The sequence below is a fragment of the Parasegetibacter sp. NRK P23 genome (genome assembly GCF_023721715.1).
Classification (GTDB): Bacteria; Bacteroidota; Bacteroidia; order Chitinophagales; family Chitinophagaceae; genus Parasegetibacter.
Genome location: NZ_JAMDLG010000001.1, coordinates 2,910,408 through 2,930,279, shown reverse-complemented (window position 1 = coordinate 2,930,279; position 19,872 = coordinate 2,910,408). Strand labels below are relative to the sequence as shown.

The 19,872-nt window shown below is 48.2% G+C and carries 12 protein-coding genes and 1 tRNA gene; 6 read left to right on the top strand and 7 right to left on the bottom strand.

The annotated features are described in order from the left end of the window. Nucleotides 1-191 precede the first annotated feature (191 nt). The 5 genes from M4J38_RS11905 (at nucleotide 192) to M4J38_RS11885 (ending at nucleotide 8,376) form a co-directional block, all read left to right on the top strand. Complete coding sequence (locus M4J38_RS11905) at nucleotides 192-1,343, top strand: FecR family protein (RefSeq protein WP_251759824.1); 1,152 nt, start codon at nucleotides 192-194, stop codon at nucleotides 1,341-1,343. Nucleotides 1,344-1,516: 173 nt separating this feature from the next. Further along, nucleotides 1,517-4,870: a TonB-dependent receptor gene (locus tag M4J38_RS11900; protein WP_251759823.1), complete on the top strand. Its 3,354-nt coding sequence runs from the start codon at nucleotides 1,517-1,519 to the stop codon at nucleotides 4,868-4,870. Between the two features lie 18 nt (nucleotides 4,871-4,888). Next, nucleotides 4,889-6,520, top strand: coding sequence for a RagB/SusD family nutrient uptake outer membrane protein (locus tag M4J38_RS11895; RefSeq protein WP_251759822.1), 1,632 nt, complete (start codon nucleotides 4,889-4,891; stop codon nucleotides 6,518-6,520). Between the two features lie 234 nt (nucleotides 6,521-6,754). Next, nucleotides 6,755-8,164 carry a glycoside hydrolase family 43 protein gene (locus tag M4J38_RS11890; RefSeq protein ID WP_251759821.1) on the top strand — a complete coding sequence of 470 codons (1,410 nt, stop codon included), beginning with the start codon at nucleotides 6,755-6,757 and terminating at the stop codon, nucleotides 8,162-8,164. Between the two features lie 138 nt (nucleotides 8,165-8,302). Continuing rightward, nucleotides 8,303-8,376: transfer RNA gene (locus tag M4J38_RS11885), tRNA-Met, on the top strand. 197 nt (nucleotides 8,377-8,573) lie between these two features. On the opposite strand, the gene M4J38_RS11880 is transcribed toward M4J38_RS11885, so the two are convergent. The 6 genes from M4J38_RS11880 to M4J38_RS11855 form a co-directional block, all read right to left on the bottom strand. After that, nucleotides 8,574-9,818, bottom strand: coding sequence for a T9SS type A sorting domain-containing protein (locus M4J38_RS11880; protein ID WP_251759820.1), 1,245 nt, complete (start codon nucleotides 9,816-9,818; stop codon nucleotides 8,574-8,576). 149 nt (nucleotides 9,819-9,967) lie between these two features. Continuing rightward, on the bottom strand, nucleotides 9,968-11,164 hold the full coding sequence (locus tag M4J38_RS11875) for an FAD/NAD(P)-binding oxidoreductase (RefSeq protein WP_251759819.1): 1,197 nt from the start codon (nucleotides 11,162-11,164) through the stop codon (nucleotides 9,968-9,970). A 448-nt stretch (nucleotides 11,165-11,612) separates the two neighbouring features. Further along, the gene (locus M4J38_RS11870) at nucleotides 11,613-12,929 is read right to left on the bottom strand and encodes an ammonium transporter (RefSeq protein WP_251759818.1); all 1,317 of its coding nucleotides are present in this window, start codon (nucleotides 12,927-12,929) and stop codon (nucleotides 11,613-11,615) included. A gap of 240 nt (nucleotides 12,930-13,169) precedes the next feature. Then, complete coding sequence (locus M4J38_RS11865; protein ID WP_251759817.1) at nucleotides 13,170-14,366, bottom strand: pyridoxal phosphate-dependent aminotransferase; 1,197 nt, start codon at nucleotides 14,364-14,366, stop codon at nucleotides 13,170-13,172. A gap of 797 nt (nucleotides 14,367-15,163) precedes the next feature. Further along, nucleotides 15,164-15,550, bottom strand: a complete 387-nt coding sequence (locus M4J38_RS11860; RefSeq protein WP_251759816.1) for a DUF1573 domain-containing protein — start codon at nucleotides 15,548-15,550, stop codon at nucleotides 15,164-15,166. A gap of 62 nt (nucleotides 15,551-15,612) precedes the next feature. After that, nucleotides 15,613-16,068: a DUF1573 domain-containing protein gene (locus tag M4J38_RS11855; protein ID WP_251759815.1), complete on the bottom strand. Its 456-nt coding sequence runs from the start codon at nucleotides 16,066-16,068 to the stop codon at nucleotides 15,613-15,615. Between the two features lie 170 nt (nucleotides 16,069-16,238). On the opposite strand from M4J38_RS11855, the gene M4J38_RS11850 reads away from it, so the two are divergent. Then, entirely contained in the window at nucleotides 16,239-18,635 is a 2,397-nt protein-coding gene (locus tag M4J38_RS11850) for a thiamine pyrophosphate-dependent enzyme (RefSeq protein ID WP_251759814.1), read from the top strand. Between the two features lie 131 nt (nucleotides 18,636-18,766). Here M4J38_RS11850 and M4J38_RS11845 read toward each other — a convergent pair whose 3' ends face one another. Beyond that, nucleotides 18,767-19,492, bottom strand: coding sequence for a YebC/PmpR family DNA-binding transcriptional regulator (locus M4J38_RS11845; protein ID WP_251759813.1), 726 nt, complete (start codon nucleotides 19,490-19,492; stop codon nucleotides 18,767-18,769). Between the last annotated feature and the right edge of the window lie 380 nt (nucleotides 19,493-19,872).

Genomic DNA, 19,872 nt, shown 5'->3' with positions numbered 1-19,872 from the left:
AGCAAGAAGTGGCAAGTAAGGTGGACCAGGGCTCACAGGTTTGTTTCCTTTTGTTGTGAAGGCACGGCCAATACCGCATAGGGGTTTGTATGCTGCTTTATGCTGAAATTTTTTCTGAAAAAATCCAACTTATATAGTTAGATATTCCTGTTGCCGGTGTATTACCATAGAGACTACAGTAATTTTTTACGATGCCGCAGCCGATCATCAGGAATATCGACGACATTATAGCCAGCGCTTCTTTCAGAAGATGGATCCTCGACAACAACGAGGAGGATGCCGTTTTATGGCAACAATGGCTGGCTGAAAATCCCGACAAAATAGAATGGGTGGCCACGGCAAACCTGGTGGTGCGTACACTTATTTCCGCGCAGGAAGAAGTGCCGGCCGCTGAAGTGGAATGGGAGGTTGAGAAACTGATGGCGCGCATCGCCGAAGAAGAAGCAGCGGAAGAAGAAAACAACGGTGCGCCGTCTCTGACCATAACGCTACCAGAACCCCCGTCTGCTGAAGGCTTTAAGGCCAGGCCGTTGGTCAGGAAATACTGGTGGGCCGCCGCCTGTGTTTTATTGCTGGCCGGTTGGCTGGCTGTTCAGGGCTACTACAATAAATCTGCTCCGCAGGAACTTTCCCTGGCTTCTTTTCGTGCCGCGACAACTGGCGGAAACGTGGAATATGTGAACAATACGGATACCACCCTGCACGTGGTGCTGAAAGATGGCTCAAAAGTAGAGCTGATGAAAGGCGGAAGACTGGTAAGCAATATGCAGGATCCTGGTGGTGAAAGAGCGGTTTTCCTGGAAGGCGATGCGTTTTTTAACGTCACCAAAGACCAGGATCATCCATTCGTAGTGTACACCGGCAAGTTGGTGACCAGGGTATTGGGAACAAGCTTTTGGGTGAATGCTGGTGCCAATACAAACGAGCTTGGCGTGAAAGTAAAAAGTGGAAAGGTTTCCGTTTTTAAAGCGGAAGTTTTTGTTGCGGCAAAAAAGAGCGGCAGGATGCCGGGAGGCATATTGCTGATGCCCAATCAGCAGGTGAAACTGAATGCCAGAACCATGACGCTGGAAAAAAATGTGGTGGAAGTTCCGGTTGGGTTAAAAAACAGTGTTATAACGCGATTTGAAGCAACGCCCGCCGCTGAAGTGTTTCAGCACCTGGAGCAGGCCTACGGTATTCCCATTCTTTTTGAGGAAAGCGTCATGTCGGATTGTTCGGTAACGGCCGTTCTGGAGGATGAGCCGTTCTACGAAAAACTGAAGGTGATATGCCGTATTATTCACGCCCGCTACGAGGTGGTGGATGGTAATGTGGTGGTGTCTTCAAAAGGATGTAAATAAGAAAAGTATTTTATTTCCTCACTATAAAACCAAAACAACTGTTGTAAAAGAACATCTTATTAATTAAAAGGCCCGCAATGTTGGTCGCATTACAGGCCTGTGCTGTACTAAGCGTGGTTGCGCCGTACGGCTGTTCAGTAAATCTTCAACAATCAACTAAACGATTGCAATTTATGAGAAATTCAATTATTTCCATTGGTGTCGCCATTATGAAAATTTCTATCATTCCGCTAGTCGTATTGCTCACATTCTTCAATTCGTTTGCGAGCGAAACCCTGGGCCAGTCGCCGCTCAGTAAAAAAGTGACGCTTTCCGTGAAGGAAGCCGCGTTAAAAAATGTTTTAAAAGAGGTGGAAACGAAAACCGGTGTGCGCCTGTATTACAGTCCCGAGTTGATCAGGACCGACAGGCGGATCACGGTGGAAGCGAAAGAGGAACGCCTGGAAACACTCTTTGAGCGCATACTCACGCCCCTGAATATAAAGGTGGAGGTAGACGAACGCGCACGAGTTTTTCTTACCAGGATGACGGCTGTTTCTGCCGTTTCCGATGCCGGCCCAGCCGTGGCGCGAACGGTGACCGGTAAAGTGCTTTCCTCCGATGGCGCCCCGGTGGAAGGAGCCACCGTTCAGGAGAAGGAAAGTGGTATTGGTACCGCGACTTCCGCCGATGGGGCTTTTGAATTGAATATTCCCGGCGATAAAGGTGTGCTGGTGGTAAGCGCCGTTGGTTACGAAACAAAGGAGGTGCCCTTAACCAGCGCGGCAACCATTACGGTGGTGCTTGCGCCTGTCGCGAATAGTTTAAATGATGTGGTGGTGGTGGCATTCGGCACACAGAAAAAGGTGAACCTTACGGGAGCGGTATCCAGCGTGTCCGCTAAAGATATTGAGAACCGACCCATTACACAGGCTTCACAAGCCTTGGCCGGACTGGCCAGCGGTGTGACCATTGCTCAGGGTTCCGGCAGGCCCGGTAACGATGGGGCGGGTATCACGATCCGTGGATTAGGTACCTTTTCCGGAGCGGGAAATAGTCCGCTGATTTTGGTGGACGGACTCGCTTCTTCCATCAATGATGTGGATCCCAACAACATCAAGAGTATTTCTATCCTCAAAGACGCGGCGTCCGCTTCTATCTACGGAACACGCGCCGCCAACGGCGTTATCCTCATCGAAACTAAGAGAGGGCAACGCGGTAAACTGCAATTGAGTTATAACAGTTATGTAGGTTGGCAGAAGGTAACAGAGCTGCCCGATTTTGTACCCTCATGGGAATTCGCCACGCTTACCAATGAAGCCAATGTGAATGCCGGACAATCACCAACTTACAGCGCCAGCGATATCGAGAAGTTCCGTGACGGCTCCGACCCGGATAATTTCCCCAACGTACCCCATCTTAAAAACCTGCTCAACTCCGGTTCAGGATTTCAGACCAACCATAACCTGAGCTTTACAGGAGGCGACGCGAAAAATACTTACTTGTTCTCCGTGGGATATTTGTCGCAGGATGGACTGGTTAGAAAGAATACATACAACAAATACAATATCCTCCTCAACTTCGACAGTAAGTTAAAGGATAACCTTACGCTGCGCGTGAACCTGAGTGGCAACGCGGCCAATACCGATGAACCCAGGCAATATGATGGTGAAATGACCAGCATGATCGGCTTTGCCGTAAGGCAGGGGCCCATCTTCGCGGGGAAGAAATCGGATGGTACCTATGGCTACCAGGACAACTACAGCCCTGAAGCCTGGCTGGACAGTAAATCCTTCGTGAACCGTAAAAACAAATTTTTCCTGGGTGGCGCGGAACTGGCCTGGGAAGCGTTTAAGGGATTCACACTAACCGGAAAGGCGGGTTATAACTATACGAATTACACCGACAATAGCTTTGCATCCTCTTTCGTGTTCGATCAGTTCAAAACGGTAGGCCCCAGTAACCTGTCTGTTCAGTCCGGCGATAATTCATTGCTGACATTACAGGCACTCGCCAACTATACCAAAACCTTTGGTGACCATACCATCAGTGGGCTCGCGGGCTTCTCACAAGAAGAATTCCGGGAAGACTGGATCCGTGCATTCAGGGATAATTTCCCCAACAACGAGTTGTATGAAATCAACGCCGGGGCGGCAGGCAACATGCAGGCTTTCGGTTCAGGTTCCGAATGGGCGTTGCGCTCGTACTTCGGACGGCTCAATTATGCTTTCAACGGGAAATACCTGTTTGAAGCCAACGCGCGGTACGATGGTACTTCACGTTTCCCCTCAGCGGGAAGATGGGGCGTATTCCCTTCCTTCTCCGCAGGCTGGAGAATTTCTGAAGAAAACTTTGTACGCGATAATGTATCCTGGATCAACAACCTTAAACTCCGGGCTTCCTGGGGTAAGCTGGGTAACCAGAACGTAGGAAATTATCCGTACCAGAACCTGTTGAGCCTGGGACAGAACTATACTTTCGGCGGCACACTCGCCTCCGGCGCCAGGGTAACCACACTTGCGAACGGAGACATCACCTGGGAAAAAACACAGGTGACGGATATAGGACTAGATGCGGATTTCTTCGGCGGTAAACTGGGACTGGTTTTCGATTACTTCAATAAAACAACATCCGATATCCTCTACAATGTAACGGTGTCAAGCGTGCTGGGGCTGGGTACTTCGGAAGTGAATGCGGGGGAAGTGAAGAACACCGGCTTTGAATTGTTGCTGAATTACCGGGACAGAATAGGGAATTTCAACTTTGGTGTGTCGCCCAACTTCTCTTATGTAAAGAACAACATCACCAAATTGGGCGGTGGTTTGGAGGAAGATATCAGCAAAGGACTTTTTGTGGGCAGCCCGATGAATGTGATCTACGGTTATGTTGCGGATGGATTATTTGTTGATGCCGCCGATATTGCCAGGTCTCCATCGCAACCTTACGCGGCTGAACCAGGTTTTGTGAAATACAAAGACATCAGCGGCCCCGATGGTGTTCCCGACGGAAAAGTGGATGCCACTTACGACCGTACGATCATAGGTTCCACGTTCCCTAAATATTCTTTCGGCGCCACGCTTACAGCGGATTACAAAGGGTTCGATCTGATGGTATTGCTGCATGGGCTGGGCGGCTTCGAAAAACAAATGGGTTCTTACCAGGCTTTCGCCTTCTACAACAGCGGCCAGGTGCAGCGCTGGCAGGCGGATAACCGCTGGACCACAGACAATCCTGATCCCAATGCGCAGTATATTAAAATGAGTAAACTGAATATGGGTAGCGGAACCATTCTTACTTCCACTTTCTGGAACAGGAACGCGTCTTTCCTCCGGGTGAAAAATATCCAGTTGGGCTATACACTTCCCGCCTCGGTGGTTGGAAAAGCGGGTATTGAAAGGTGCCGCATATTCTTCAGCGGTCAGAACCTTTTCTCCCTCAACAATTTCTACCAGGGATGGGATCCGGAAATGAGCCAGTCTACAGGTGATAACAGCCCGTTCTATCCCATCACCGGCGTGTACACTTTTGGTGTGAATGTGAAATTCTAAGGATTAAAAAGAAAAATCATGAAACAATTACTTGTCATAAAACAATATACTTTCGGTACCCTTCTGTTGATCATGACCATGTGGATGGCCGGATGTAAGAAAGATTTTTTCGACAAACAACCGCTGGATGCCGTTTCCGACGCCACGTTCTGGCAAACGGAAAACGATGCGCAACTGGCGCTGGTAGGGTGTTACAATACTGGTGGCGGTTGGAAAGGAGAAGATTTCTGGATGCCCAGAGGTTTGCTTTACCTTGACCTGATGGCCGGCAACGGATCGGAAAAAGAACTGATCCCCGACCATGTAACGGATGGCACACTTACTTCCGATTACTGGGTGACACGCGGCTACTGGCAGAATTCCTACGCGAAAATCGCGACCTGCAACAACTTTCTGTCGCACATCGACGCCATCACCATGGATGCCAATAAAAAAGCCATCTTTACGGCCGAGGTAAGAACACTCAGGGCATACGAATACTTCAACCTCGCTTTGTATTTTGGTGATGTGCCGTTGGTTACGAAAGTGCTTACGGTAGATGAGGCGAACAGTGTTTCCAGAACGCCTAAAAATGAAGTATGGGCCTTCGCGGAAAAAGAATTGAAGGAAAGCGCTCCGGTATTACCGCCTTCAAGACCGGCAGCTGAAAATGGCCGCATCACGGCAGGTGCGGCGCTCGCCATTCTCGGACGGCTTCAGATGGCCGCTAAAAAATGGGAAGATGCGGTAACAACTTACAAAACCATCATCGACAACAATGTTTACAGCATTCAACCATATTACAAAGGTCTTTTCTGGCAGGCCAATGAACTGAACAATGAAGTGGTACTCAGTTCACAATTCCAGCAGGATGTGTACAGTCACGTGATGCTGCAATATCTCTATCCCGAAGCATGGGGCGGTTGGCACCAGTTTTCTCCTTACAACGAACTGGCGAAAGAATTTGAATGTACTGATGGCAAACCGGTAACCGAATCTCCTTTGTATAATCCGGATAAGCCTTATGATAACCGGGATCCCCGCCTTGATTATACGCTTCTTATTTCCGATAGGTCCGTGTTTAAAGGACAGGTGTACAAAGCGCATCCCGATTCCACTTCCTCACCCGACAGAATGAATAAATATGCGGTATGGAGTGGGTATTGCATCAGTAAATTTATGGACGAAGGTTTCTCGGGTAACCTGATGAACTACGGTGGGAATTTCTCCATCATCCGTTACGCCGAAGTGCTGTTGAGTTATCTTGAAAGTATGGTGGAAGCAGGGAAAACAATAGACCAGTCTCTGCTTAACAATACCATCAACCTGGTTCGGGGAAGGGGTACCGTTAACATGCCCGCCGTTACCACTACGAATACCACGGAACTCATGAAGATCATCCGCAGGGAAAGAAGGGTGGAGTTCGCTTTCGAAGGATTGCGGTACTATGATATCCTGCGCTGGGGCATTGCGGCACAGGAACTGAACAGGCAGTTCACCGGCATGAAACTGACCACCAATCCCGCCAGCTATACAAAGTTCCCGGTGGACGCGGAAGGGTATTTCCTCTTGCACAAAAGAAACTTTATCGCGGGAACCAACGAGTTATGGCCCATCCCGCAATCGGAGCGAGACATCAATAAAAATCTTTCCCAGAATTTCGGGTATTGATTTTCTTATATGGCAATTTCGATTATACCGGCGGAGTTCTCTCCGCTGGTTTTGTTTTATATGCACCTTCTTCAAGAAAAAACTTATATAAATGTACTTCTTACATTTATTTTTTATATTGCGTTCCGGTAAACAATGTAACCGATTTCATTCTGAAAAAGGTTTCGCATGAACCGGTCGTTACTTATCGATAACCCTTTCATAAACCATCTAACGATGCTCAACAAACGCAATATGAAAAAGAATGCTTTAATGGCCCTCGCCATCTCGTTTACGGCGTTGCATGCCAATGCGCAGAATCCTGTTGTTCAAACTTCCTACACACCTGATCCGGCACCAATGGTGTACAACAACAAAGTATATATGTACACGGGTGATGATATTCCCGGATTTGATTTTTATTACATGACCCGCTGGCGCGTATTTTCTTCATCCGATATGGTGAACTGGACGGATCACGGTATTCCGCTGGCTTTGGAATCTTTCAGTTGGGCACGCGACCGGGCCTGGGCCGCGCAATGTATTGAACGCAATGGAAAATTTTATTGGTACATCTGTGTGCAGACGGAACAAAACAATATGTCTATTGGTGTTGCCGTAGGCGATAGTCCCACCGGCCCCTTTAAGGATGCACTCGGCAAACCGCTGATCACCACAGGAACCTGGTACAATATCGACCCCACGGTTTTTGTGGATGACGATGGGCAGGCTTATCTCTATTGGGGGAACCCGAACCTGTATTATGTAAAGTTGAACAAGGACATGATCTCTTATTCCGGAGCCATCAATGAAATCCCTCAAACTGTTGAAACTTTTGGTGGCGTGCGGCCGCCCCGGGGCAATGGCAATGCAGCAAACGCCAATGAAAAAAGGCCCGAAATCAAGGATATGTATGTAGAAGGGCCATGGTTTTATAAGCGGAACGGCAACTACTATATGATGTATGCCGGCATGGAGAAGGGGAAGGAATGTTTGTCGTATGCGATGAGTAAAAGTCCCACAGGTCCATGGGTGTATAAGGGCAAGATTATGACAGAGCAGCCGACCAATAGTTTTACCAACCACGGTGGAATCATTGACTACAAAGGGAATTCGTACCTGTTTTACCATACTGCGTTGCTGAAAGGTGGTGGTAGTTACGGGCGCTCCAGTTCGATAGAATCTTTTAGTTATAACCCTGATGGTACCATTCCACAGATCAATATTTCGAAGGAAGGCCCTGCGCCGGTGGATGTCTTGAATCCCTATCAGAAAACGGAGGCCGAAACCATCGCCTGGTCGGTGAACTGCAAAACGGATCAGCACGCGAAAACCGGTGTTTTTGTGTCCGACATCAGGAATGGCGGTTACATCAAGGTGCGCAATGTAGATTTTGGAAAGGAATCCCCGAAAAGTTTCACCGCATCTATTGCCGCCGGATTGGGTGGCGGGGTGCTGGAAGTGCATGTCGATAGTGTGGGGGGAACGAAAATAGCCGCCATCAATGTGTCGCGCACAGGAGGTTGGGATACCTGGAAGACTTTTACGGAAGCGGTGGTTAGCCCGGTTACAGGGGTACATGATGTGTATTTTTCCTTTAAAGGACAAAATGTAACTGCGGGAAGGAAGCTGTTCAATTTTGATTACTGGCTGTTTAAAAAATAGGCCGCTTCTCCGGAACCAGTGGAAATCAATTTTCTGGATGCCTGACTATCAGGTAGTTGATTGAAAATGAACCGTAAAAAAAAGTTAGAGAAGGATATGGAGTTTTAAGGTAAATACTTTTATCTTTGCACTCCTTTTGGCGAGGTAGCTCAGCTGGTTAGAGCATCGGATTCATAACCCGAAGGTCGGCAGTTCAAGTCTGCTCCTCGCTACGATAGAGAGAAAAAGCCTGTAGATATTGCTTCTACGGGCTTTTTTTATGTTGTTTTTTCTTACGCTGAGGTCGCTAGAAAGGTCACAGTGGTGAAAATTTCCCTATGAATCCTGCTGCTACGGAATCCTCTCCAGTTAAGGCTTTTGTTGGTTTAGGTTCATCGCGGTTCTGGCCATGAAGAAATGTGACCTTTTTCTATTGCTTCAGGAACTTTGCTGCTTCGTAACCAGCTAGTCTTATCAAATAAAGTCCTGGGCTAAACTCCGCCACTGGTATATGTTCTCTGTGTTTTTTAAGAACATCTTTTTTTATGACCTTACCGGTCCAGTCTGTAATCGTATAAGGGAGCGGCTGGCTAAAGGCATCCGTTTCCAACACCAGGTAGCTTGTTGCCGGTACAGGATATACTTTGATGGTGTTTTTTGTACCAGCAGCAATCCGGACAACAGTACTTTGTTTGCGGGAGCCGTCTAAATCGGTCATTTGGAGCCGGTAATAATTATTGCCTCGCACCGGATTTTGATGGACGAAAAAATAGTCCTTCAAAATATCACTGTTGCCTGCTGCCGCCAAAGTTCCTATTTGTTTCCATGTAACCAGGTTCGTGCTGTGCTCTATTTCAAATCTGCTGCTGTTCATTTCCTGGGCGGTTTGCCAGTTCAGGTGGACCGCCTCATTTTCGATCTTGCCTGTAAAGCCGGCCAGGGTTACAGGCAGTGCGTCCGGTATCACCGTAAAGGAGGTCGCGCAGGACGTGTAAGTAGTATTATTGTCTCCTTCCCAATTGACGTAATTGTTAATGGCGGCAAGCAACTGAGATTTGGTGCCGCTGGTTATAAAGCAATTGTATCGGTTATTATCTAATTCTGTACCATTATTAGCATTGATTACGGCAATGGCATTCACACCATTGGTAAGTCCCGGCGGTAGGGCTGATGAAGTAATATTACTTAACCCGTTGCTGCCCCACATTGTGGTTGTGTTATAAGTACTGGGGTTGTAATCAACAGTAATACCTGCAATAAACTGGGTGGGGTTTTGAACTGTACCGGTATATGCCAGTATTTGATCGCCTGCTGTGCTGAAGTCCCAGGTATCAGTAGAAGTAGATGCGAGTACAGCCGTTCCGTGCGAACAGGTAAACGTATTGGCTGTTACAGTCTCCGCAATGTTTACAACGGTTCCGGCCGTTATACCGCCGATAGGGGATGTCCATAAAATATGCGCTTCTGTAATAGCCGGGTAAAAGGCTGTGCCGTTCCAGCCGTCTTCTGTAAAGAATATCTCCGTTCCTGCGGCAATGTTTACCAGCGCTACCCATGAGAAGTCTTTTGGGGCATCAGCATTGGCGTGGAGAAAGGCGATATCGCCGGAGGTTAACTGAGCAAATACTGTGAGTTTCAGGCAGAGGGCTAACAAAAAAGTGTATAATTTTTTCATGGTTATAAAAATTATCGTTGTTTTTTATCAGGGGGGTATCAATGCATTACAAATGTAAAAGTTGTCGTGCATAATATCCTTATAAATGTTCGACAATTATAGCCACATCATTGGAGTTGCAACCTGTAAGTCGGCCCGACTGTTTTTCTCTACGCCTTCCCGGGCAGTATCTTCGCCCAGTATAACCACGGAAGTATATGTCTTTTCAAAATATACATGCTCCATCTTTCCTTGCTCTGGTCGAAAGGGAATGTTTCCTGCGGTTTATTTTCATAATCAAATTCCGCCAGCACCAGTTTTCCATATCCGGTAAGTAGGGGGCAACTGGTATAGCCATTGTATTGGGCAGTGGCGGGCTGGCCGTTCATAACGGCGATCAGGTTTTCTACTAATACCGGAGCCTGTTTGCGGATGGCCGCGCCCGTTTTGCTGGTGGGTAAACCGGCTGCATCGCCCAGTGAAAAGATATTGGCGTAGCGTACATGCTGAAGACTGTATTTATCCACATCAACCCATCCGGTGCTGTTGGCGAGCGGGCTATTTCGGATAAAGTCCGGCGCGCTTTGCGGAGGCGTTACATGCAGCATATCGAAAGCTACTTCATAAGACTGGTCCTTATTTTGTTCACCGATACCAACGAATCTTGCTTTCTTGTTGGGGCCATCCACTTCCACCAGTTTGACCATAAAGTGTAGATTGATATGTGCTCTTTCACACACTTTCAATAGCGTCTTTTCATATTTGGGGACGGCGAATAGCCTGGTGCCGCCGCTCCAGTATTGGATATTGGCTTTGTCCAATACACCTTTTTTGCGGAAATAATCGGCAGCCATATACATGATCTTGTGGGGCGCGCCGCCGCATTTAACGGGAGTATGTGGGTTGTGGAATATGGCTTTGCCGCCTTTAAAGTTTTGGATGCATTCAAAGGTGTACGGCGCATAGTCATAACTGTAGTTGGAGCAAACGTTGTTCTTTCCCAATGTTTCGTTCAATCCTTTTATTTCATCCCAGTTGAGCTGGATGCCCGCTGCCACTACGAGAAAATCATAATGCAGTCGTGTACCGTCTTCCAGGGTGATGGCGTTATGTTCTGGGTCGAATCCGCTCACTTTTCCTTTGATCCACTTTGCGTTTTCAGGCATTACATCCGCTTCGTTCCGCATGGTTTTGCTGATATCGAATACGCCGCTTCCCGCGAGGGTCCAGGCGGGCTGGTAATAATGTTTATCGGAGGGTTCCACGATAGCGATGTCCAGGAGGTTGTTTTGGAGCAGGAGCCTGGAGGCTACGGAAATACCGGCGTTCCCGCCTCCTATAATGATGATTTGATGCTTGAGCGACATACAGCGGTTTTTTATGCCGCATAGTTAGCCTGATTTTTTCTTACTGGTTGTGATCTATGTCACGCCTTAGGGTGTTTTTAATCATTCAGGGCCAACGCTTCCGCAAGCATTTGTGCATTTTTCTTAGGTGTTGTGTGGTTGGGAGGAGCAGCCGGTTGGTATCACAGGAAAATACATCTATCTCATCTCCACAAAATAAAGAAGCCGGATCCCACACGAATCCGGCTTTTGCTTAACTAAGCAATTGGTTTTGGTTAAAACAGGTTGGTTGAAGTCCGGGTTGTCCCGGAAAAACAGTTGGTTGGTAACAGGGAGGATAGGTTTAAAAAGGAACCATTCGGTAAGTGAAAATGTTTTTATGGCTTTAAAAAGGTCCCCCCATAGAAATGGGGGGAGTCTACGATTGCTTGCCATTATGACTGTATATCTACGCCTTGTTTGTGGTCAGCTAGAGTCTTTCTCCATGCTGACTGAGGTCCAGTCCCTCACGCTCTTCCTCGTCTGAAACGCGGAGTGGTGTGATGAGATCGGTCACTTTCAACAGCAGCAGTGTGCCGAAGAAAGCGAAGAGTGAAACGCCCACCATGGCGAGGAGGTGTACACTGAACAGGTGTGTTTCTCCGTACACCAGTCCATTCTCCGCGATGTTCGCGTTCACGTTTTTGCTGGCGAACACGCCGGTAAGGATCATACCGGTAATACCGCCGATACCGTGGCAGGGAAATACATCCAGGGTATCATCGATATTGGTTCTGCGGGTCCTCAGTTCCACCATCAGGTTGCTCACGATGCTGCTGATGATGCCGATGGCCAGTGCATGGGAGATGGTGACGAAACCGGCTGCCGGTGTTATGGCTACCAGTCCTACCACTGCGCCGATGCAGGTGCCCATGGCTGAGGGCTTTCTACCCCTGATGGCATCAAAGATGATCCAGGCGAAAGCGGCGGAACCCGAGGCGGCACTGGTGGTGGCGAGGGCGGTGGCGGCCAGGCCGTTTGCGCCAAAGGCGGAACCGGCGTTAAAACCGAACCAGCCGAACCACAGCAAACCCGTACCCAGTAATACATACGTTACGCGTGCCGGATTGTGGGAGGGCTCGTTCCTTTTTTTAAGGTACAAAGCGCCTGCCAGCGCGGCCCATCCTGCACTCATGTGTACTACCGTTCCACCTGCAAAGTCCAGCACGCCAAGTTTAAAAAGGATGCCTTCCGGATGCCAGGTGGCGTGTGCCAGCGGACAATAAATAAAGAGCGAAAAAAGAACTATAAATAATATATAAGATGTAAACCTTATTCTCTCCGCGAACGCACCCGTTATTAAAGCGGGTGTGATGATGGCGAACTTCAACTGGTACATCGCGAAAAGTACCAAAGGAATAGTGGGCGCCAACTCCCAAGGTTTTCCACCCAGCACGCCCTGCATCATAAAGAAGGTGCCGGGGTTTCCGATCACACCGCCGTTGGAATCTCCAAAAGCCATGCTGAAACCCAGTACCACCCACAAAATCGAGATCACGGCCATGCAGATAAAACTCTGCAGCATGGTGGAAATCACGTTTTTCTTACTCACCATTCCTCCGTAGAAGAATGCCAGACCAGGGGTCATGATCAGTACCAGGGCGGTGGAAGTCAGCATCCAGGCGGTATCGGGAAAACTAATTCCTTCCTGGTTGATGCCATTCACCGGGTTGCCCGGAAAAATAAAACTAAGAACTAATACGGCCAGCAGCAGCCCAAAGGGCAGCATGGCCAGTCGACGGCTCATTGACATAGTTGCGTAGATATTAAAGTCTGTTCAGCTTGATGATGATGAAGCAAAGAAAAGTAAAACTTTTATAACAGATAAATATTTTTTACGCTAATGTGAGATTTTAGAAGCTATTCAATTTAAAAACGAATATTTGATTAAAAAATAATTAGATTATTTTTAAATTATATGTGTTTGTTGAGGTAAAAGAAAACCGGCCACTGCTGATGGCCGGTTGAGGAGATGAAATGAAATTTATTATAACGTTCTTCCCGGGTACACTTTCAGTGCTGCTTCCAGGCAGTCCATGGCTTTATGAATGGCATCCTCGTTCAGTACATAAGCGATCCGGACTTCTTTTTTACCCAGTCCCGGCGTTTGATAGAACCCGGTTGCAGGGGCCATCATTACTGTGGCGCCGTTGTGTTCGAAAGATTCCAGCAGCCACTGGCAGAAATGGTCCGAGTCTGAGATAGGAAGTTCCACTACCGCGTAAAAAGCGCCGCCCGGATTGGGGCAGGTTACGCCCGGCATGGCGTTCAGCCTTGAAACCACCGCATCCCTGCGCTTCAGGTATTCTTCCTTAATGGTGTCAAAATAGTTTTCGGGAAGGTCAATCGCGGCTTCTCCTGCGATCTGTGCGAAGGAAGGGGGGCTGAGCCTGGCCTGTGCAAACTTCATTACAGCATCCAGAACCGCCTGGTTTTTGGTGACCAACGCGCCGATTCTTCCGCCGCATGCGCTGTACCTTTTGGAAATGGTGTCCATCAGCAATACATGATCTTCGATCCCTTCCAGCTGCATCGCGCTGAAATGGGTACCGGTATAGCAGAACTCGCGGTAAGCTTCATCAGAGAACAGGTAAAGGTTGTGTTTCTTCACAATCTCCTTCAGGGTATCCAGTTCTTCCCTGCTGTACAAATAACCTGTAGGGTTATTCGGGTTGCAAATGATGATGGCTTTGGTACGCGGGGTGATTTTTTGTTCGAAATCGGCGATGGGAGGCAGGGCGAATCCGGTTTCAATTGAAGCGGTGATCGGTACCACTTTCACGCCGGCCTCCACCGCGAATCCGTTGTAGTTGGCGTAAAAAGGTTCGGGGATAATTACTTCATCGCCCGGATCGAGGCAGGCCATGAAGCCGAAAAGGATGGCTTCGGAACCACCTGTGGTAACAATGATCTGCTGGTGGTTCACGTCAATGCCTTTCCCGGCATAGTACTGCACCAGTTTCTTCCGGTAACTTTCGTTGCCTGCGCTGTGGCTGTATTCCAGTACTTTAAAATCGGAGTGCCGCACGGCATCCAATACCGGTTTGGGCGTTTCAATATCGGGCTGACCAATGTTCAGGTGGAACACCGTGAGCCCCTTTTTCTTGGCTTGTTCAGCATAAGGAACAAGTTTTCTGATGGGTGAGGCGGGCATTTCATAGCCGCGTTGGCTGATTGTTAGCATGGCGCAAAGGTATTTGAATTTTGAATTTTGAATGTTGAATTTTGGATGAATAGTGGGAGCTGATGGATGAATCGGGTGTAGTAATCTTAAATTTTAAGTCTGAAATTTTGAATTTTGAATGATGGATGTAGAATTAGAGCGATAGAAGGGGAGCGGTTGTGTTTCAGTAGTGTGTTTTGTTGGAGGCGATTTTGTTGTGCACCATTCTGTAAACAGATATCAGCTTAATCATCGGGCACAAATTGATTTTCCAAAAAGCGAGCTGGGTATAGGATCGGAAGTTCTAGTTTTTTCACCTTTTATCTGGAGATGAAAAACGGTTTGGACTGCAGTGTTTCAACGGATGCATCGTTGGGAAAACAACCTCGGTGGCACCGATTTCTGAACCAAGATAAGTTTGTCGTGTTCTCGATATTCTTCTCAACCAATTCTTCCTCCGTTTAAATACCTTTTCAACATGAAGATTTTCACCCACTCCCAAACGCAAGAATCCCCGCCCGGCTTCAGAGGCATTAACTGATAGGTGTTATTGAAACCCATACTTGCCAGCATAGGCTGCAGGCGCCTGAAGCGTATTAACTGATTAAGGTGTTCTTGAATCGTGTTCCTGTGGTAGCGTCTGATGGTGTTTTTTCTGAAATGAACGTATTCGGTTATTCTTGTTCAGAAATAGAAACAGCCAAAAAAAAGGTGCAGCCTCAGCCACACCCCGCATATTCTATTCAAAAATTCAGATGATACAAATCCTGGAACAATCCAGCATTAATCATCCATCATTTAAAATCTCGAATGATAAACTACTTCCCTCCGGCAACCACTTCTCCTGAAATCCTCACTTCTACGGGAAGTTGAACGCCTTTGATTTTTACCGTGATGGTTTTATCGAACGGGCCGGGAGCCGCGGCGTTGAAGCCTGCTTTAATGGTGCCGGTTTTGCCGTTCATGATGGGTTGTTGTGGCCAGGTTGGCGTAGTGCAGCCGCAACTTGCAAGTGCATTTTCGATGATAACAGGTTTGCCGCTCACATTGGTGAACTTGAATTCATATTCAACCGGAACGCCTTGCTTGATCTTTCCAAAGTTGTGTTTTGTTTCCACGAACTTGATCACCTCGGGCGCTTTTGTTTGTGCCTGTGCTACGAACCCAACGGCGAAAAATAGGAAGGCGAGAATTGCTTGTTTCATTGCTTGCTTTTTTATTAGGTTAGTTAGATGTATGTTTTTCCCATTGTGTTGCAATGGAAGTGTTATTTCCAGTTTAATTGTTTCAGGTTGGCCACGGCCGCGTTTGCGGGAACAGGCGTAGCATTGCGCATGTAAACACTTCCTTTTACTGAAAGTTGTGACATGGCGCCTTTATTGTAGTAAATGGTAACAGGTTTGTCGAAGGCGCCTTCCGCCGCAGCGTTATATCCAACTTCTATTTTGGTGGAAGCGCCAGGCGCTACCGGGTCTTTTTTCCATACGGGCGTGGTACAGCCGCAGGAAGCGGTTACGTTCTCCAGGTAAAGCGAATCCGTTCCATTGTTTGTGATCGTAAAAGTATGTGTCACAGGCCTTCCCATCGGGATTTTTCCGAAATCAAATGTTTGCTCAGAAAATGCGATGGTTTCCTTTTTTACTGCGGCGGCATTGCTTTGCGCCATCAATCCATTTATAGAAAGTATACAAATGGTGGCGGTTATGGAAAGTAGTTTTTTCATTTGTCCGGTTATCATTCCATCAAAATTAAGTATTTTCAATATAGGCACATACCCACAGGCACTATCCATCCTATATTTAACAAAAACCAGTTGTTTTTATTGTTTTTTCAGGAAAAATTCGTCCTTTTACGGGCGGAATTCAGTAAAAAAAATTGATTTAGCTTTGCATCATGGAAAACTTGACGCATCAGAACGAAGTGCTTGCCGGTGAAAAACTGTCGTTCGACAGGTTCCGGGAGGCCGTACTAAGCGATTACAGGGTTGCTGTTGAAAGCAGGGAAGCCAGCTTGCTGGGGCGAAAAGAGGTGCTGACCGGGAAGGCCAAATTCGGCATTTTCGGCGATGGCAAGGAAGTGCCCCAGGTGGCCATGGCCAAGTTCTTCCAGCCTGGTGATTTTTATGCGGGTTATTACCGCGACCAGACTTTCGCCTTCGCTACCGAGATCGCGACCGTGGAGCAGTTTTTCTCCCAGTTGTATGCCGATCCCAATCAAGATAACGATCCTTTCAGTGCAGGAAGGCAGATGAACTCCCATTTCGCTACCAGGATGATGGATGAAAACGGAGAACTGCTGGACCTGATCAACAGGAAAAATATTACCGGGGGCATCGCGCCCACCGCGGCCCAGATGCCACGCGCATTGGGTATGGCTTATGCTTCAAGAATGTTTAGGAAAGTGGATGCTTTGAAGCGGTTTCCGAATCTTTCCTCCGATGGCAACGAGGTTTGTTTTTGCACTATTGGCGATGCCTCCACTTCAGAAGGACATTTCTGGGAGGCAATGAACGCCGCTGGTGTACTACAAATTCCCCTCGCTGTTTTCGTATGGGATGATGGGTACGGCATTTCCGTTCCCAAAGAATACCAGACCACGAAGGGCTCTATTTCTGAAGCCATGAAGGGCATGCAGAAAAGAGAAAATACCAACGGCATTGATATTTACCGGGTGAAAGGATGGGATTACGCGGGCATGTGCGAGCTGTTCGAAGAAGCCATCCAGAAGATCCGTGATACACATATTCCGGCCTTGTTCCATGTGGAGGAAATTACGCAGCCACAGGGACATTCCACTTCGGGTAGTCATGAGCGTTATAAATCTTCCGACCGCCTCGCCTGGGAGCGTGAATGGGATGGGTTGAAGAAATTCCGGGAATGGTTGCTCACCAACGCGCTGGCGTCTTCAGAAGAGCTGGAGCAGTTGGAAAGAGCTGCGCGGGAGCATGTACGTGAGAGTAAGAACCGCGCCTGGGAAAAGTACAGTACACCACTGAAGGCCATGGTGGAAAAATCTGTCGCGGTAATGGAAGAGCTTGTAACCGCTGAACTGGACGCCAAAGGAACTATTGCCAAAGCCATCCAGGAACTCCGCACCAACCGTGAACCCGTGCGCCGCGATGTGCTGAGCGGGTTGCACAAGGCAATACGTTCCGCAGGAAAAGAAGCGCAAAATTATCCTATAGTTTCCTGGTACGAGGAACTGAAGCAAAGGGAATACACGCAATACAATAGTCACCTCTACGACGAATCACCGAAGCAGGTGGGGAAAATAACGGGCATCGATCCTGTTTTTTCGCCCAACGCACCCATGTTGAACGGGTACGAGGTGCTGAACCGGTATTTCGACGAACTGTTCGCCGCCAACCCCAAAGTAGTGGCCTTTGGAGAAGATGTGGGCCATATCGGAGACGTGAACCAGGGCTTTGCCGGCTTGCAGGAGAAACATGGAAAAGAACGCATCTTCGATACCGGTATACGCGAACAGACCATCATGGGGCAAGGCCTTGGAATGGCCCTTCGCGGGTTAAGACCCATCGCCGAGATACAATACCTCGACTACCTTTTATACGGCCTCCAGACCCTGAGCGACGATGTGGCCACCACACATTACAGGACAAAAGGGTTGCAGAGTGTGCCGTTGATCGTGCGGACCCGTGGTCACCGGCTGGAAGGTATCTGGCACAGCGGATCTCCCATGGGTATGATCGTAAATTCGTTGCGCGGAATGCATGTTTGCGTGCCCCGTAATATGGTGCAGGCCGCAGGATTCTACAATACTTTATTACAGGGCAACGATCCCGCCATTGTGATCGAGTGCCTGAACGGATACCGTTTGAAGGAGAAAATGCCGTCGAACCTGCTGGAGTTCCGGGTGCCGCTCGGCGTGCCGGAAGTGCTGCGTGAAGGAACGGATATCACCATTGTGTCTTACGGTTCTATGCTGCGCATCATCGCGGAGGCGGCCACCGTGCTGGAAGAACATGGGATCAGTTGTGAAATTGTTGACGTGCAAACCTTATTGCCCTTCGATACCGGTCATAAGATACTGGACTCGCTCAAAAAAACGAACCGGATCATTTTTATTGATGAAGATGTGCCCGGAGGCGCCGCCGCTTATATGTTCAATAAGGTGATGGAAGAACAGGGCGGTTACCGCTGGCTGGATGTGGCCCCGCGCACCCTTACCGCGAAAGCGCATCGTCCCGCCTACGGAAGCGATGGCGACTATTTCAGTAAACCCAATATGGAAGATGTGGTAGACGTGGTGATGGAGATGATGGGAGAGTAGGGGAATTTTGAATGTTAGATGATGAATTAATATTAAAACGGCGTGTTGAACTTCAGCACGCCGTTTTACATATCAGGTATTTACCAATTAGTCTTTTAATTCAAAATCCATCATTCATCATTCAAAATTTTCTAAGCTAAATTGTGGAACACCTTCTGCACATCTTCATCCTGTTCCAGTTTGTCTACCAGCTTCAGTAGTTCCTGCGCTTTTTCTTCATCCAGTTCAACGGTGGTGGTGGGGATCCATTCCAGTTCACTGCTGATAGGGGTGATGCCACGGTCTTCGAGCGCTTTTTGCAGGTTGCCGAAATCGGTAAACGCGCAACGCAGCACCAGCACTTCTTCGCCATTCTCGCCGGTTCCTTCGCCCAGTTCTTCCAGCCCGAAATCTATGAGTTCGAGTTCGAGGTCTTCAGCGGAGATGTTATCGGCGAGGGCCAGTTTGAAAACGCCCATTTTTTTGAACTGAAAACTTACGCTGTTGCTGTTGCCCAGTGCGCCGTTTCCTTTGTTGAAGATGGCTTTCACGTTAGCCACGGTGCGCACATGGTTGTCGGTGGCCGTTTCCACGAGAATAGCCACGCCATGGGGACCGTATCCTTCATACAAAATCTCATCGTAGTTGCTGGTATCCTTTCCCATCGCCCTTTTGATGGCGGCTTCCACGCGGTCCTTCGGCATGTTTACGGCCTTGGCGTTCAGGTAGCACCGGCGGAGGGTAGGGTTGGTGGCGGGATCGGGGCCTCCGGCTTTTACGGCGATCACGATCTCTTTTCCGATACGGGTGAATTGCTTGGCCATGCGGTCCCAACGGGCGAACATGGTGGATTTTCTTACTTCAAATATGCGTCCCATCTATGTTTTTTTGCGGGTTTTTATTGTTGAGAGGGCAAATTTACTGTTTTCACGCAAAGACGCAAAGGAGCGGGGACGCAAAGCGTTGTTTGTGTTTTGCTGGCTTTAGTAAGGGATGCGTATTTTTTATTTCTCGCAACGACGCGGTGACGCAACGGGCTGTTGAATGAAAGATTGTTGATTAAGTTCGAAAAACGCCCAAACCGGAAAGATCAGGGTTGTTTACGATTAGCCACAAAAAATAGCAAGCTTGTATTAGTCAGTAAGCAGGAAATCACATCAGCGTCCAACGTTGCGTCGCTGCGTCGTGGCGAGAAACAAAAATATCTTCGTTCAAAGAAATCTCCCCAACCCACCAAGGCCTTGCGTCCTGCGATGCT